The sequence below is a fragment of the Mesobacillus jeotgali genome, assembly GCF_031759225.1.
Classification (GTDB): domain Bacteria; phylum Bacillota; class Bacilli; order Bacillales; family Cytobacillaceae; genus Mesobacillus; species Mesobacillus jeotgali_B.
Genome location: NZ_CP134494.1, coordinates 3,651,214 through 3,667,909, shown reverse-complemented (window position 1 = coordinate 3,667,909; position 16,696 = coordinate 3,651,214). Strand labels below are relative to the sequence as shown.

Here is a 16,696-nt window from a genome sequence, read left to right as displayed (position 1 = left end):
ATGGTAAAAGATAAAGCAGTCCTGATTACCGGTGCCGCCCAGGGAATCGGGTATGAAATCGCCAAGAGTTTTGCTGAGCAGGGTGCAAAGGTATTTTTAACAGACTTACAGGAAGAAGCTGTGGAAAAGGCGGCTGCCAGCCTGCGTGAATCTGGATACGAAGCTGCTGGTTTCAAATGCGATGTTACTAACGAAAAAGACATTGAGCAGGCAGTTGCGAAATGCGTCGAGCACTTTGTGCGTGTCGATGTTCTCATAAACAATGCAGGCCTGCAATATGTCTCGATGATCGAAGACTTCCCGACGGAAAAATTTGAACTGTTGATAAAAGTGATGCTGACGGCTCCATTTGTAGCCTTGAAACATGTGCTGCCAGTCATGAAAAAGCAAGGTTTTGGCAGGATAATCAACATGGCTTCCATCAATGGGCTTGTAGGCTTTGCCGGTAAGGCAGCCTATAACAGTGCCAAGCATGGAGTCATTGGGCTGACCAAAGTTGCTGCCCTTGAAAGTGCTGAGCATGGGATAACCGTCAACGCCGTCTGTCCCGGCTATGTCGATACTCCTTTGGTCCGCAATCAGCTATCAAGCCTGGCGGAGACAAGGAATGTCCCGCTTGAAAAAGTACTCGAAGAAGTCATATTTCCGCTCGTGCCGCAAAAGCGGCTGCTGGCATCCGAAGAAATCGCCAGCTATGTGATGTTCCTCGCCAGTGATGCTGCAAAAGGAATCACTGGCCAGGCAGCTGTCATTGACGGAGGGTATACGATTCAATGATCTAAAAAAAACTGGCTCCTTTTTTATCGGTGATATTATCCCCTTTAAGTAGACATTCAAAAAAACCTCCATGGTACCATGGAGGTAAGAATGGATACTTGGAGGGGATTTTTCTATGGCTAAGAAAGGACAACAGTTTCAACGTTATACAAATGAATTCAAACAGAAAGCAGTATTAACATACGTTAATGGATCTAAAAGTTATAAGGTAGTGGCCGAAGAGTTAGGGATCCGCAATTGTACACAGCTTAAAGTATGGGTAAAGAAGTGGATGAACGGACAGTCATTTGATGAGCGGCGTGGAGTATCAAACCCTTTAAAAGGAAGGCCACGTACTAACTTTAAAACGGTGGAAGAAGAAAGAGATTATTTGAAGGCACAGGTAGAATACTTAAAAAAGCAGTATCCAAATCTGGTAAAGGAGGAGAAGACATCACCCGTCAGGCAAAATATGAAATCATTGAAGGGTTAAGGGGGAAATACCCTGTCACCTGGTTAATGGAAATCGCCAGAATCAAGCGTGCCTCTTACTATAAGTGGAAAGCAACTCTGCCACAACGCGAGGAAAGGTTCAAACAAGAACAGGATGTACGAGAACATATAATGGCCATTCATTTTATTCATCCAGAGTTCGGGCGTCCTCGAATAACAGATTGGTTAAAGGAAAGTGACTTTTTGATCAACCATAAAAAAGTGTACAGGTTGATGAAGGAGATGGGCATACAGTCGGTGATCCGGAAGAAAAGGAAACGCCATGGCCATACACCTTCAGTTATATGTCCAAATCGCCTAAAGAGAAATTTCAAAGCGGTGGGTCCAAATCAGAAAATGGCAACAGATATCACATATGTTTCTGACGGCAAAGAGTTTTATTACCTGTCGGTCATTCAAGATCTATTCAACAATGAAATCGTGGCATGGCAAATATCCAAACGAAATGATTTAGAACTCGTATTAAAAACTGTTGATGAATGGACAAATAAAAAGGACGTAGCTGGAGCCGTTCTCCATTCGGATCAAGGCTTCCAGTATACGTCCAAGACATACAACAATAGGTTAGAGACATTCGGCGTCAAGGGCAGCCACTCTCGCAAAGGAAACTGCCTTGATAACGCATGCGTAGAATCATTCTTCTCACATCTCAAATCCGAAAAGTTGTATATAGCACAGTGTAAATCAGAAGAGGAAATACGGCAAGCAATCGAAGAATTCATCTATCATTACAATTACAAACGGACTCAAAAGAAATTAAAGAAACGCGCGCCGATTGAGTATCGACACGCGTTAGCTGCGTAGCTTTTTTGTCTTGTCTACTTGACGGGGTCATGACCACGGAAGCCAGCTTTTTGATATGATTTAAACACTAATTTTTAGCCTGGTCCATATACTTATGGAGAATAGTTTCGACGTTCTCGATATGGCTGAGCATCACACGCCTTGCTTCTTCTGCATTCTGTTCTTTTATTGCTTCGTAAATTGCGTAGTGTTCCTCATAGAGGCGATCTGTTGTCGTTTGTTTTGAATAGAGCCAGAGCCGGCGGGTTTCCTTCATTGTTTCTCCCATCAGTCCGGACACATGGTTCATCAAGCTGATCAATAATGGATTATGCGAGCTTTCCGCAATGGCCAGATGGAACTGAAGATCCGCTTTTTCACCAAGCTCCTCATTACCGTTTGCGCGTTTCATTTCCTCGAGCGCTTCTTTCATTGTCTGCAGCTGTATTTCAGTCCGTTTCTTTGCAGCGGAAAAGACAGTTCCTGTCTCAAGAATTTTCCGGACTTCCAACAGGTGAGCTGTATCCTGTGCGTTCATCAGGATGGCTGTCGATAAAGGGAAACTGATTTGCTCAGACTCGAACTGCTTCACATATGTTCCTTCTCCCTGCCTGATCTCAATGAGCCCCATCGCTTTCAAAGCAGTCAATGCTTCCCTGATGGCAGAACGGCCCACCTGGAAATTCTCCGCCAGCTGCTGCACAGAATCCAATTTATCCCCTGGCTGCAACTGACCTGAACTGATCATAGTATGAATGGCTTCCGCAACTTCTTCATATATCTTTTTAGGTTTTATTTTATTGTATTGCAAGGGAAATCCTCCAAAGTTCGTTCTCTTCACTCTCATTATACAGCTTTATACCAGTTCGATAATATTCTTTACTATTACAAAAACAGGAAACTTCATTCAGATACACTCCAAAACCTTAACAATATTTTACTAAATGTAAATAAATATTGAAATTATCCTAATCAACATCCTATAATTTAAGGTATGGTCATCTGATGACCATACTACATAATTTTGTAAGCGATTTCCATGATCTTTTTCAGGGGAATTGTATTCAGTAGAAAATGTATATCCTGCAAAACGGCTATTGATCAAGAACCATTCCGTAAGGCCGATTTTGCATTGTTTAACTACCATGAAAATTAACTTCTGCGATTCTGTAAAAAAGGCAATACTTAAGAAGACGCAGCTCGTTCGTTTTTTAAAAAGGGAGAGCGCCAAATTCATTGATCTATGGTAATTGAGTGGACTGGTTTAAGATGCTTTAGGTTCTTCTAACTTAACAATGTATCCTAAGCTTTCTAGTCGTCTCAGTGAATGCCTGACAATAGATTGTTGTCTCTGCTTATCAAAGTAGTCTTCGCCTAAGTCTACATACATTTCTTTCCGTGTTAAGAGATAATAAGAGATACGTAACATGGCGTGAGCGACTACGATTCCAGCACGTTTCTTGCCTTTTCGTGAGGCTGTACGCCTATACAGTGCTCCGAGATAGTTTTTGGATCCCCTTACGGAATGAGCTGCTTCAGTTAACGCTGACCTTAAATATTTGTTTCCTTTTTTGGTTTTGGCCGATTTCCTTTTCCCTGCACTTTCATTCTGTCCTGGAACCAAACCTGCCCAGGAACACATGTGGGCTGCAGTTGGGAACTGATTTTTTACATCCGTTCCTATTTCAGAAAGGATCTGTTCTGCCATCCGCGTCGCAATGCCTGGAATGGAATCAAGTATTTCTACATCCTCTTGATGAACGCTTACTCTTGTCGCGACTTCTTGATCGAGCATCTCGATTTGTTCAGTAAGAAAGTCAATATGGCCTAAAATGGTTTTTAACATTAATCTTTGATGGGAGTTAATATAACCTTTTAAGGCCAGTTCAAGTTCGTCCTTCTTCTTTTTCATGGTGCGTCGAGCGAAGTTTGCTAGTTTCCCAGGATCTTCTTCTCCATCTGCGATTGCGTCAAGCATATCTCTTGCCGAAACACCTAGTACATCCGAAACAACAGAACCCAGCTTAATGTTCGCGCCTTCCAACACCTTTTGGATTCGGTTATGTTGTCTAGCTCGCTCTTCAATGATACTACGGCGATAGCGAACCAGCTCGCGCAGCTCTCTTTGATTCCGGTCGGGAATATAACTTGCTTTAAGTAGTCCATGTCGAAGCAGTTTGGCAATCCATTCTGCATCCTTAACATCTGTCTTGCGTCCTGGAACGGCCTTCATATGTTGGGCATTCACCACTAAAAACTCTATGTCCTCAGCTTCAAGTAAATTCACGATGGGTTTCCAATAAACGCTCGTGCTTTCCATGGCCACATGGGTACAGCCATGTTGTTTTACCCAGTCCACCAATTGTAATAGAAATACAGTTTTGGTGGAGAATGTTTGAATCTCCTTTCCTTTTGGGGTGATGATACAGGCAGTAATGTTATCCTTATGGACATCCATACCACAAGCTCTTTCAATGACTACATCCATTGAAAACATCCTTTCTACGGCAAACTTGAAATAGAGGCTGGTGCATCAACCAGAATAGGATTAATCTACCATGTGTGCTTCCCTAAAGGGAGCTACAGTCAGTGGTGCACCGTGGTCGGTGGAGTCAGACTAACGGATGGGCTCTAACGCACCATAGTTCAGCGACCTTCCTCTTCCAGCCGTAGAATCAGTATTGACGGTTCGGAACCATTTTCATTCTCTACCATGAAAATTAACTTCTGCGATTCTGTAAAAAAGGCAATACTTAAGAAGACGCAGCTCGTTCGTTTTTTAAAAAGGGAGAGCGCCAAATTCATTGATCTATGGTAATTGAGTGGACTGGTTTAAGATGCTTTAGGTTCTTCTAACTTAACAATGTATCCTAAGCTTTCTAGTCGTCTCAGTGAATGCCTGACAATAGATTGTTGTCTCTGCTTATCAAAGTAGTCTTCGCCTAAGTCTACATACATTTCTTTCCGTGTTAAGAGATAATAAGAGATACGTAACATGGCGTGAGCGACTACGATTCCAGCACGTTTCTTGCCTTTTCGTGAGGCTGTACGCCTATACAGTGCTCCGAGATAGTTTTTGGATCCCCTTACGGAATGAGCTGCTTCAGTTAACGCTGACCTTAAATATTTGTTTCCTTTTTTGGTTTTGGCCGATTTCCTTTTCCCTGCACTTTCATTCTGTCCTGGAACCAAACCTGCCCAGGAACACATGTGGGCTGCAGTTGGGAACTGATTTTTTACATCCGTTCCTATTTCAGAAAGGATCTGTTCTGCCATCCGCGTCGCAATGCCTGGAATGGAATCAAGTATTTCTACATCCTCTTGATGAACGCTTACTCTTGTCGCGACTTCTTGATCGAGCATCTCGATTTGTTCAGTAAGAAAGTCAATATGGCCTAAAATGGTTTTTAACATTAATCTTTGATGGGAGTTAATATAACCTTTTAAGGCCAGTTCAAGTTCGTCCTTCTTCTTTTTCATGGTGCGTCGAGCGAAGTTTGCTAGTTTCCCAGGATCTTCTTCTCCATCTGCGATTGCGTCAAGCATATCTCTTGCCGAAACACCTAGTACATCCGAAACAACAGAACCCAGCTTAATGTTCGCGCCTTCCAACACCTTTTGGATTCGGTTATGTTGTCTAGCTCGCTCTTCAATGATACTACGGCGATAGCGAACCAGCTCGCGCAGCTCTCTTTGATTCCGGTCGGGAATATAACTTGCTTTAAGTAGTCCATGTCGAAGCAGTTTGGCAATCCATTCTGCATCCTTAACATCTGTCTTGCGTCCTGGAACGGCCTTCATATGTTGGGCATTCACCACTAAAAACTCTATGTCCTCAGCTTCAAGTAAATTCACGATGGGTTTCCAATAAACGCTCGTGCTTTCCATGGCCACATGGGTACAGCCATGTTGTTTTACCCAGTCCACCAATTGTAATAGAAATACAGTTTTGGTGGAGAATGTTTGAATCTCCTTTCCTTTTGGGGTGATGATACAGGCAGTAATGTTATCCTTATGGACATCCATACCACAAGCTCTTTCAATGACTACATCCATTGAAAACATCCTTTCTACGGCAAACTTGAAATAGAGGCTGGTGCATCAACCAGAATAGGATTAATCTACCATGTGTGCTTCCCTAAAGGGAGCTACAGTCAGTGGTGCACCGTGGTCGGTGGAGTCAGACTAACGGATGGGCTCTAACGCACCATAGTTCAGCGACCTTCCTCTTCCAGCCGTAGAATCAGTATTGACGGTTCGGAACCATTTTCATTCTCTGTGGTGAAGCGCCGATTTTTTGCGCTTCATGGATGGCTAACGGAGGGGGAACACTCATGCTTTCAAATACGGTAAAAGAAAAAATCATTTCAATCGTCAGTCCTGCTAATTTTGATGATTCCAAAACGGGGCGGCTTGTCTATTCCTATGATGCCACACCTAACTTTCAGTCCATGCCGGATGCGGTGGTAAGTCCACGTAATAAACAGGAAGTTTCACAGGTTGTTAAATTATGCAATGAGTTTCAAATTCCGATTGTCCCTCGCGGATCGGGTACGAATCTATGCGCAGGCACTTGCCCGACAGAAGGCGGAATCGTACTTCTTTTTAAACATATGAACAAAATCCTTGAGGTGGACGAAGAGAATTTAACCGCTACTGTTCAGCCAGGGGTAGTGACCCTTGATTTGATCCATGCGGTCGAGCCAAAAGGCTTGTTTTACCCACCGGATCCAAGCTCTATGAAAATATCAACCATCGGCGGGAATATTAATGAAAACTCTGGCGGTCTCCGCGGATTGAAATATGGTGTGACAAGGGATTACGTGATTGGGCTTGAGGCTGTCCTGCCAAACGGGGATATCATCACCACAGGAGGGAAATTGGCGAAAGACGTTGCCGGATATGATTTTACCAGGCTGTTGGTTGGTTCCGAAGGGACATTGGCTGTCATCACCGAAGCGACTCTTAAGCTGATCCCAATGCCTGAGACAAAACAAACCATGCTTGCTTTGTACCAAGATCTAGAAGCAGCAGCTAAATCAGTATCCAAGATTATCGCTAGCAAAATCATTCCTGCAACGCTTGAATTCCTGGACCAGCCGACTCTGAAGGTAGTGGAGGATTTTGCTAAAATCGGGCTGCCAACAGATGTTAAGGCCGTGTTATTGATTGAACAGGACGGTCCTAGAGAAGTGGTCGAAAGAGACATGGCGAGGATTGCCGAAGTTTGTAAAGAAGAAAAGGCTGTATCTGTGCAGCTGGCGCAAACAGAAGCTGAGGCCGAAGCACTGAGGACTGCGCGCAGAAGTGCATTGTCCGCACTGGCGAGATTAGCTCCGACGACCATTTTGGAGGATGCGACTGTACCAAGATCAGAGATTGCGAGAATGGTCAATGCCATCAATGGAATTGCAGAAAAGTATGACTTGAATATCTGCACCTTTGGCCATGCAGGAGACGGAAACCTTCACCCTACTTGTGCGACAGATTCACGGAACCATGATGAAATGGAAAGAGTCGAAAAGGCATTTGCCGAAATTTTTGAAAAGGCCATTGAATTCGGCGGGACGATTACGGGTGAGCATGGCGTCGGCGTCATGAAAGCACCGTACCTTGAGTTGAAATTAGGCGAAGCAGGAATTGCGGCTATGAAGGCAGTGAAAATGGCCCTTGATCCCAACAACATCATGAACCCAGGTAAGGTTTTCGCGAAGGACAGCAGGAAACGGGTGGTGGTTTAACAATGACAACGATTCAAGAACAGCAGAGAATCCAGACAGAATTCCAGGAAAAGATGAACCAGGACGAACTATTGAACTGCATGCGCTGTGGGTTCTGCCTGCCTACGTGTCCGACCTATATCGAATCTGGCTATCAGGAATCACATTCACCACGCGGGCGAATCGCGCTGATGAAGGCGGTCGTCGATGGGGTTATTGAACCTGATGAAGATTTCGAACGATCACTTGACCTTTGCCTTGGCTGCCGTGCATGTGAACCGGTCTGTCCATCAGGAGTGAACTATGGACATCTTCTCGAAGATGCCCGTGATATTGTCAATCAGAACAAGAGATTTTCAATGCCTGTAAAAGTGGTCAGGAATGCAGTCTTCAAAGGGCTTTTCCCACATCAGGAGCGTATGAGGGGACTGACTGGACTCATTGGCTTCTATCAACGGTCCGGCTTGCAAAAAGTGGCGCGCGGAACAGGTGTGATGAAGCTGTTTCCTGAGTCACTCGCTACAATGGAAAAGGTTCTCCCCAAGGTGCCGACAATGAAGGAAATGAAAAATCGTCCCGAGCATCTTGAACCAATCGGGGCGAAGACACATAAGGTCGCATTCTTCAGCGGCTGCCTGATGGATACAATGTTTATGGATACAAACAATGCGACAATGAAGCTTTTACAGCTTGCAGGCTGTGAAATTGTGATTCCAAAGGAGCAGGCATGCTGCGGAGCTCTTCATGGGCATAGTGGTGAAAAGGAAGATGCGAAAGCACTTGCTCGCCGCAACATTAAAGCCTTCGAGGATACCGGGGTCGATTACATCATCACCAATGCAGGAGGATGCGGTGCCTTCCTGGTTGACTATGACCACTTGCTTAAGGACGATTCGGAATGGAAGGAAAGAGCCCAGGGATTTGCCGATAAAATCAAAGATATCTCACAAATTTTGGTCGAAGTAGGCTTTCATGAAAAAGTACCTCTGGAACTGCCGCATCAAATCATTACGTACCAGGATTCATGCCATCTTCGCAATGTCATGAAAACCGCTTCAGCACCGAGGACATTGCTGCAGTCCATCAAGGGAATTCAATACCAAGAGATGGAGAATGCCGACCGCTGTTGTGGTTCAGCAGGAATCTATAATATCGTCGAGAGTGAAATGTCGATGCAGCTCCTTGATTCCAAAATGGTACAGGCAAAGGCAACCCATGCAACTACGATCGTTACCGCTAATCCAGGCTGTCTTCTTCAAATGAAGCTCGGGATTGAGCGTGAAGGACTCTCTGGAAAAATGAGAGGCGTGCATATTGTTGACCTGCTTTTGGAAGCAGCACAAACTAAGTAAACAAATAATGCCTCTCTGAATTGTACAGAGGGGCCCATTTTTCTTGAATGATCCTTTCTGGCTGCCGGCCACAGGAAAAAAGCCTGCACCAGCAGCAGAAAGAATCATATAATACTCTCTATCATCATTTATTTCATCCCCGCTTGCATATGGGAGGGAATTTTATTACAATATCTCTATATTCATATCGAAAGACTTCGATAAGGAGTAGTAGTGGTGTAAAGCCTGATTTAGAGAGCTGGCGGTCGGTGCAAGCCAGACGGGTCCATCATGAACTCGCCTTTGAGTCGCAGGCGCGAACTTTTAAGTAGTGCTTGCCGTTTTCCGCGTTAAGGATGAATGAAGCGAGTGTTACACACTAATTTGGGTGGTACCGCGGGAGATCATACATAGCCTCTCGTCCCTTTTACAGGGACGGGAGTTTTTTGTTTTCTAGGCTCTTGTTATAGCCCATTGTTGATTTTTAACATCCTGTTGATTGTAGTGGAAGGCGCAAGACTCCTGCGGGCTTAGCTGGTCAGGTGAGACCCCGCAGGAGCGAAGCGACGAGGAGGCTCAGCGCCAGCCCCGCGGAAAGCGAAGCGCCTGGAACGAAAATCAACAGCCAAGTTTAACAGAGTTATTTTTTTAAAAAGAAAATCCCATCCGCAAAAATAAATCGAAACCAAACAGGAGGACATTGACGATGAGTTTTAACCATCAGGATATCGAGAAAAAATGGCAAGCTTATTGGGAAGAAAACAAAACATTTAAAACGACTGAAGATAAAGGAAAAGAGAAGTTCTATGCGCTGGATATGTTCCCGTATCCATCAGGTGCCGGCCTTCACGTTGGCCACCCGGAAGGATACACGGCGACTGATATCCTATCCCGCATGAAAAGGATGCAGGGTTTCAACGTTCTTCATCCGATGGGCTGGGATGCGTTCGGTCTTCCTGCAGAACAGTACGCTCTTGATACAGGGAATGATCCGGCAGAATTCACGGAGCAGAACATCAACACATTCCGCCGCCAGATCAAGGCATTAGGTTTTTCATATGACTGGGATCGCGAAGTCAACACGACAGACCCGGAATACTACAAGTGGACGCAATGGATTTTCCTTAAGCTTTATGAAAAAGGCTTGGCGTACATTGATGAAGTAGCGGTTAACTGGTGCCCGGCGCTTGGAACTGTTTTGGCGAATGAAGAAGTAATCGATGGAAAAAGTGAGCGCGGAGGCCACCCGGTCGAGCGCCGTCCAATGAGGCAGTGGATGTTGAAGATCACTGCTTATGCAGATCGCCTGCTTGAGGATCTGGATTTGCTTGATTGGCCGGAAAGCTTGAAGGATATGCAGCGCAACTGGATCGGCCGATCTGAAGGTGCTGAAATCACGTTCAACATCAAAGGACATGAGGGAACATTCACTGTTTTCACAACTCGTCCCGATACACTTTTCGGTGCAACCTATGCGGTGCTTGCGCCAGAACATCAGCTTGTTGATTCAATCACGACAGCTGAACAAAAGGCTGCAGTCGAAAAATATATCGATGAAATCAAGAGCAAGAGCGACCTAGAGCGTACGGACCTTGCGAAGGACAAAACAGGCGTCTTCACTGGCGCTTACGCAATCAACCCGGCGAACGGCGAAAAAATGCCAATCTGGATCGCTGACTATGTCCTGGCTTCATATGGTACAGGAGCAATCATGGCAGTACCTGGTCACGACGAGCGTGACTACGAATTTGCCAAGAAATTCGATTTGGAGATCAAGGAAGTCGTTGCTGGCGGAGACATTGAAAAAGAAGCTTACACTGGCGATGGCGAACATGTTAACTCTGAATTCCTAAATGGCATGAACAAGGAAGAGGGCATCAGCAAGATGATCGCCTGGCTTGAGGAAAAAGGCATCGGTACGAAGAAGGTCACTTACCGCCTTCGCGACTGGCTGTTCAGCCGCCAGCGCTACTGGGGTGAGCCGATTCCAATCATTCACTGGGAAGATGGCACAATGTCTGCAGTACCTGAGGATCAGCTGCCGCTTGTCCTTCCGAAAACAACGGAAATCAAGCCATCAGGCACAGGGGAATCTCCGCTTGCCAACATCGATGACTGGGTGAATGTCGTTGACCCTGAAACTGGCAAAAAAGGCCGACGTGAAACGAATACAATGCCGCAATGGGCTGGCAGCTGCTGGTACTACCTTCGCTATATCGATCCGAAGAACGACCAGGCACTTGCTGATGAAGAAAAATTAAAGCAATGGCTTCCTGTCGACATCTATATTGGTGGAGCGGAGCACGCGGTACTTCACTTGCTTTACGCTCGTTTCTGGCACAAGGTCCTTTATGATGTAGGCGTCGTCCACACGAAAGAGCCATTCCAGAAGCTTTTCAACCAGGGAATGATTCTTGGTGAAAATAATGAAAAAATGAGTAAGTCAAAAGGAAATGTTGTCAATCCTGATGAAATCGTCGCAAGCCACGGCGCGGATACACTACGTCTTTATGAAATGTTCATGGGACCGCTTGAAGCTTCAATCGCATGGTCTACAAATGGACTTGACGGATCACGTCGCTTCCTTGACCGCATCTGGCGTTTGTTAGTAAACGAAAACGGCAGCCTAAGCGAGAAAATCAAAGATGCTGAGAGTGCAAACCTTGAGAAGGTATATCATCAGACGGTGAAAAAGGTGACCGAAGATTATGAAGGTCTTCGCTTCAACACAGCGATTTCTCAGATGATGGTCTTCATCAACGAAGCATATAAAGCGGAAGAGCTTCCTAAAGCATACGTTGAAGGCTTTGTGAAAATGCTGGCGCCAATCACGCCTCATATCGCTGAAGAACTTTGGGCAAAACTTGGTCACAGCGAATCTATCACTTATGCTGCATGGCCTGCGTATGATGAAGCAAAGCTAGTTGATGACGAAGTAGAAATCGTTGTCCAGGTGAACGGTAAAATCAAGGCGAAGATGATGGTACCGGTAGACGCAAACAGAGAAACATTGGAGCAGATCGCGATGGGCGATGATGCCGTCAAAGAACAAATCGACGGCAAAACAGTCCGTAAAGTGATTGCGGTACCTGGAAAGCTCGTTAATATTGTAGCTAATTAATCTATTTACTCAAAGGATCGCTTTGGCGGTCCTTTGTTTTTGGCTCTGTTAAAGACCAATGTTGTTTTAAAGCCTGTTGATTGTAGTGGAAGGCGCGTAGACTCCTCCGAAAATGCTAACGCATTTCCATCGTGCGTGGGCAGATTCGAGGAAGCTCGATCAATGTCCTGCGGGGTGAGCAAGTCATGGGGAGACCCCGCAGGCGCATAAAGCGCTGAGGAGGCTCCCCGACTGCCCGCGGAAAGCGAAGCGCCTGGAACGAAAATCAACAGCTGAGTTTAACAGAGCCTTGTTTTTATTAAGAAAATACCCCATGAGGTTTTTTTCTTTGTATTATAAAAAGAGTTTTTATATAATAAATAGGGGAAAATACAATATGGTATTGAATCCTTTAATAAGGGAGAATTTTATTAAAAAATTGGAGGAAATGACTTATGAATAAAATTGAAACAATCACACCAGAAGAACTTCAAAAGAAGCTAGAAGCGGGAGAAAAGCTAGAAATGGTTGATGTACGTGAACATGATGAAGTGGAATCCGGCATGATCCCTGGAGCTAAGCACGTGCCAATGGGCGAAATCCCTGAAAGAATGAACGAATTCGACAAAGATAAGGAATACATCTTCATCTGCCGCTCAAGCGCACGCAGCGGGAACGTCTGCCACTATATGAACGAACAAGGCTACAAAGTCCGCAACATGGTTGGCGGCATGATGAGCTGGGGCGGAGAAACAAAGCGTCCATAATTATAAAATTCTGAAAATCTGGCCAGAATGGATGTAAAAAAGGAAGGATGACTTTCCTTGATCCAGGTCAGAGTATTTGATCACGAACATGAAAAAGATCTAGAACAGGATATGAACCGCTTTCTGGAAAAGCTCGATGAAAAAAAGCTTTTAGACATTAAATACAATGTCGCGGTCCTGCCAGAAGAAGAGGACGAAGAACAGATCTACTGTTTTTCAGCCATGGTTGTGTACAGAGCCTGAGTGTTTTCACTCAGGCTCTGTTTTTAGTTTGTGATCACGGACAGAAACAGCAGGTACGCGAGCAAAAGTGTCCTTCATCAATGTCGTGACGGACAAAAACAGATGGAACAAGAGCAAAAGTGTCCGTCATCAAGGCTATGATGGACAAAAACAGGAGGACAACAAAAAAAAGTGTCCGTCATCCAACCTGAGACGGACACTTAGTCATTTATTCTATTTTTGCAGCGCGAATTCTGCTGCATTGGTCCCGGCGAGACGGCCGGTGACAAGGGCGGAGGTAATATTGTAGCCTCCTGTATAGCCGTGGATGTCGAGAATTTCACCGCAGAAATAAAGGCCAGCTGCTTTTTTTGAAGCCATTGTTTGCGGTTCGACTTCTTTTACGGACACGCCGCCTCCGGTGACGAAGGCTTTATCAAGCGGCAGGGTGCCGTTGACTTTGAATTCGAACTGCTTTGCTGACTTGGCGAAGCTCCTTAGTTTTTCATGGCCCAGCTGTCCGCCCTGCATCGCGGGATCAATCTCATTACGCTCCAGCAGGAACATCAGGTAACGTTCCGGCAGCAGTCCTTTAAGCAAATTTTTCACCGTTTTTTTTGGCTCGGCTTTGATCAGTTTATTGATTTCCTGGAACAATTCTTCCTCTTTCATGTCAGGGAGTGCATCCAGGGACATGACTACCTCTTTCAGGTTCCATTTCTGCATCGCTTTTACGACGAACTGGCTGCAGCGGAGAACTGCAGGGCCGCTGACACCAAAGTGTGTAAAAATCATATCCATCTTATGCGTAATCAGCGCTTTCCCTTTTGGGTTCAGGACGCTGAGTGCCACTCCCCTCAGCGATAGCCCCTGCAAAACCTTTTCTTTTATAAAGGGTTCAGAAGAAGTCAATGGAACTTCAGTTGGGAACAGGGTAGTGATTGTGTGGCCTGCTTTTTCCGCCCAGGCATACCCATCACCAGTGGACCCAGTATGGGGCACAGATTTTCCGCCGACAGCGATAATGACGCTTTCAGCATAGAACCTTTCACCATTTTTCAGTTCAACCGACTCAGCCTTGCCATCCTGGTAATGTACATGTGCAACAGGAGTGTTCGTCTTGATTTCTACCTTAAATTCTTTTAGCTTTGATAAAAGGGCGTCAACAACAGATTGAGCTTTGTCACTCACCGGGAACATCCGGCCGTGATCTTCTTCCTTCAGCTTGATGCCAAGATCTTCGAAAAAAGAAATGATATCTTCATTGCTAAAAATCGACAGCGCACTGTATAGGAAACGTCCATTTCCGGGTATATGTTTAATGATTTCATCCACAGGCAGTCGATTGGTCACATTGCAGCGGCCCCCGCCGGAGATTGCCAGCTTTCGGCCAAGCTTGTCTCCTTTGTCGATCAGCAGCACCTTTGCACCCTGCTCGCCAGCAGCAATCGCGGCCATCAAGCCAGACGGTCCGCCGCCAAGGACGATTACATCATATTTCATTGCTTCACCAACTTTTCGTATTACTTTTTAAAATCATTTGAGCACTTTTACTATTATAATGCATCTCTTCATTAAAAACATTGCCATGAATGAGATCCTTCAAACCAATTCCCAGCCTGAAAAACTGGCAGTCAGCCCTGAGAAGGAGTAAACTAGGGAATGCAGGAAATTTCCGCGTCAAGGATGCAGGAAATACCTGCAGCAGGGAAGCAGGAACCTCTGCTGCAAGGATGCAAGTAATATCTGCATCCATTGATAAATATCATAGTGTCTGATTGTAGTTATGGTAAAATACAAGTTTGTAATCTGTTTTTATTATATAGATTGAAAAGTAGGGATCTTATGTCATCAAAGCTTTTAAGAGGGACGTTCATACTGACGCTTGGCACGATTTTATCCAAGGTGCTGGGGTTGTTTTATGTTATTCCTTTTTATGCGATTATCGATAAATACGGGACGGTACTATATTCTTATTCATATATTCCTTATACAATTTTTATTAGCGTGGCAACAGCTGGAGTGCCGCTCGCGGTTTCAAAATTCATTGCCAAGTATAATGCTCTCGGTGAATATGCGGTCGGGAGAAGGTTGTTCAAGTCAGGTGTAGCTGTCATGTTGGGAACGGGAATATTGTCGTTCCTGGTTATGTACTTAACAGCACCGATTCTAGCGGATATTACAATCAGTTCTAATGACAGCAATGTTAAAATCAGTCCAGAGGATGTCACTACCGTAATCAGGGCTGTTAGCTTTGCGTTGATCGTAGTGCCATTCATGAGTTTGATAAGAGGATTTTTCCAAGGACATCAATCAATGGGGCCATCTGCTGTCTCACAGGTAGTTGAACAGGTTGTCAGGATTGTCTTTTTGCTGGCAGGAGCTTATATTGTTTTAGCCATCATGAATGGAAGTATGGTTACAGCTGTCAGTGTCGCAACCTTTGCTGCGTTTATTGGGGCAATTGGCAGTCTTGGTGTACTTGGATGGTACTGGATTAAACGCAAACCGTATCTCGATGAATTGTTAAAAGAAGACAAGGGAACAATGGACATTTCCTTAAAAGAGATCTATAAGGAAATATTGATTTACGCTGCTCCATTTGTTTTTGTCGGCATTGCTAATCCATTGTTCCAGTTCATTGATATGATAACTTTTGAAAAGGCCATGGTTTCTACAGGATTGGATCCGAATGATGCCCAGGCAGCCTTTGGTGTATTGAATTTCCAAACACATAAACTCGTCATTATTCCAGTATCGCTGGCTACCGCATTTTCTTTGACATTGGTTCCAAGCATAACAAAGGCATTTACTGATAATGACCGCAAAGGGATGAGAAAACAGCTGGACCAAACCTTCCAGGTTCTCATGTATCTGACTGTCCCTGCAGCTATCGGTTTGTCCTTACTTGCACAGCCTATGTTCACCGTTTTCTATGAAAATGATCCTTTAGGAACTGAAATTCTGAGAACCTATGCGCCAGTAGCAATCTTATTTGCACTTTATTCCGTTACAGCGGCCATCCTGCAAGGAATAAACGAACAGCGTTTTACGATTTTGAGTTTATTGACGGGATTATTGGTGAAGCTAACTTTTAATATTCCTATGATTAAGCTGTTCGAAACGCAAGGTGCTGTTTTTTCAACTGCGCTGGGTTATGTGGCGGCAATTCTCATCAATATGTACGTCATCAAAAAATTTGCAAGGTATCCAATGGGCTTTGTGACCAGAAGAAGCGTATTAATTTTAATTTTCTCCGGTTTGATGGCTGGAGTAACCATGGCATTCTATGAAGTGCTTGTCGAATTCCTGTCACCGGCTGACAAGTTCCAGTCAATCGTGATTATTGGAATTTCTGCCCTGGTAGGTGCTGCTGTGTACTTTTACCTGGGACTCCGGACAAAGCTGCTGGACAGGCTTTTCGGGGACCGAGTGACCAAGATCAAGCGCAAATTAAGGCTGCCTGTATAATAAGAAAATGGCCTTCTGTCTCGAAGGCCATTT

The 16,696-nt window shown here is 44.8% G+C and carries 13 protein-coding genes and 1 other annotated feature; of the genes, 8 read left to right on the top strand and 5 right to left on the bottom strand.

Annotation, left to right across the window (positions count from 1 at the left end):
* Positions 1 to 777 carry a 3-hydroxybutyrate dehydrogenase gene (locus RH061_RS18395; protein WP_311072290.1) on the top strand — a complete coding sequence of 259 codons (777 nt, stop codon included), beginning with the start codon at positions 1 to 3 and terminating at the stop codon, positions 775 to 777.
* A 115-nt stretch (positions 778 to 892) separates the two neighbouring features.
* A protein-coding gene (locus RH061_RS18390; RefSeq protein WP_311070725.1) for an IS3 family transposase occupies positions 893 to 2,073 on the top strand; the annotation gives its coding sequence in 2 pieces (ribosomal slippage) (positions 893 to 1,181 and positions 1,181 to 2,073; 1,182 coding nt in all).
* Positions 2,074 to 2,140: 67 nt separating this feature from the next.
* Here RH061_RS18390 and RH061_RS18385 read toward each other — a convergent pair.
* The 3 genes from RH061_RS18385 to RH061_RS18375 form a co-directional block, all read right to left on the bottom strand.
* Positions 2,141 to 2,863, bottom strand: coding sequence for a FadR/GntR family transcriptional regulator (locus RH061_RS18385; RefSeq protein ID WP_311072288.1), 723 nt, complete (start codon positions 2,861 to 2,863; stop codon positions 2,141 to 2,143).
* Between the two features lie 453 nt (positions 2,864 to 3,316).
* Complete coding sequence (locus RH061_RS18380; protein WP_311072287.1) at positions 3,317 to 4,540, bottom strand: IS110 family RNA-guided transposase; 1,224 nt, start codon at positions 4,538 to 4,540, stop codon at positions 3,317 to 3,319.
* Positions 4,541 to 4,884: 344 nt separating this feature from the next.
* A complete protein-coding gene (locus RH061_RS18375) occupies positions 4,885 to 6,108 on the bottom strand; it encodes an IS110 family RNA-guided transposase (protein ID WP_311072287.1) in 1,224 nt (407 codons plus the stop codon).
* A gap of 278 nt (positions 6,109 to 6,386) precedes the next feature.
* Here RH061_RS18375 and glcD point away from each other — a divergent pair, with 278 nt between their 5' ends.
* From glcD to RH061_RS18350, 5 genes are all read left to right on the top strand, one after another.
* On the top strand, positions 6,387 to 7,793 hold the full coding sequence (gene glcD / locus RH061_RS18370) for a glycolate oxidase subunit GlcD (RefSeq protein WP_311072286.1): 1,407 nt from the start codon (positions 6,387 to 6,389) through the stop codon (positions 7,791 to 7,793).
* A 2-nt stretch (positions 7,794 to 7,795) separates the two neighbouring features.
* A complete protein-coding gene (locus RH061_RS18365) occupies positions 7,796 to 9,124 on the top strand; it encodes a (Fe-S)-binding protein (RefSeq protein ID WP_311072284.1) in 1,329 nt (442 codons plus the stop codon).
* A 188-nt stretch (positions 9,125 to 9,312) separates the two neighbouring features.
* Positions 9,313 to 9,532: a binding site (T-box leader), on the top strand.
* 277 nt (positions 9,533 to 9,809) lie between these two features.
* Positions 9,810 to 12,224, top strand: coding sequence for a leucine--tRNA ligase (gene leuS, locus RH061_RS18360; protein ID WP_311072282.1), 2,415 nt, complete (start codon positions 9,810 to 9,812; stop codon positions 12,222 to 12,224).
* 434 nt (positions 12,225 to 12,658) lie between these two features.
* Positions 12,659 to 12,970, top strand: coding sequence for a rhodanese-like domain-containing protein (locus RH061_RS18355; RefSeq protein ID WP_311072280.1), 312 nt, complete (start codon positions 12,659 to 12,661; stop codon positions 12,968 to 12,970).
* 57 nt (positions 12,971 to 13,027) lie between these two features.
* Entirely contained in the window at positions 13,028 to 13,213 is a 186-nt protein-coding gene (locus RH061_RS18350) for a sporulation protein Cse60 (RefSeq protein WP_167834517.1), read from the top strand.
* Positions 13,214 to 13,426: 213 nt separating this feature from the next.
* Here the strand turns inward: RH061_RS18350 and RH061_RS18345 are convergent, their stop codons facing one another.
* A complete protein-coding gene (locus RH061_RS18345) occupies positions 13,427 to 14,695 on the bottom strand; it encodes a BaiN/RdsA family NAD(P)/FAD-dependent oxidoreductase (protein WP_311072278.1) in 1,269 nt (422 codons plus the stop codon).
* Between the two features lie 4 nt (positions 14,696 to 14,699).
* Positions 14,700 to 14,948 (bottom strand): hypothetical protein, encoded by a 249-nt coding sequence (locus tag RH061_RS18340; RefSeq protein WP_311072276.1) that lies wholly within the window; start codon positions 14,946 to 14,948, stop codon positions 14,700 to 14,702.
* 89 nt (positions 14,949 to 15,037) lie between these two features.
* Between RH061_RS18340 and RH061_RS18335 the strand changes: the two genes are divergently transcribed.
* Entirely contained in the window at positions 15,038 to 16,663 is a 1,626-nt protein-coding gene (locus RH061_RS18335; protein WP_311072275.1) for a putative polysaccharide biosynthesis protein, read from the top strand.
* The last annotated feature ends 33 nt before the right edge of the window (positions 16,664 to 16,696 follow it).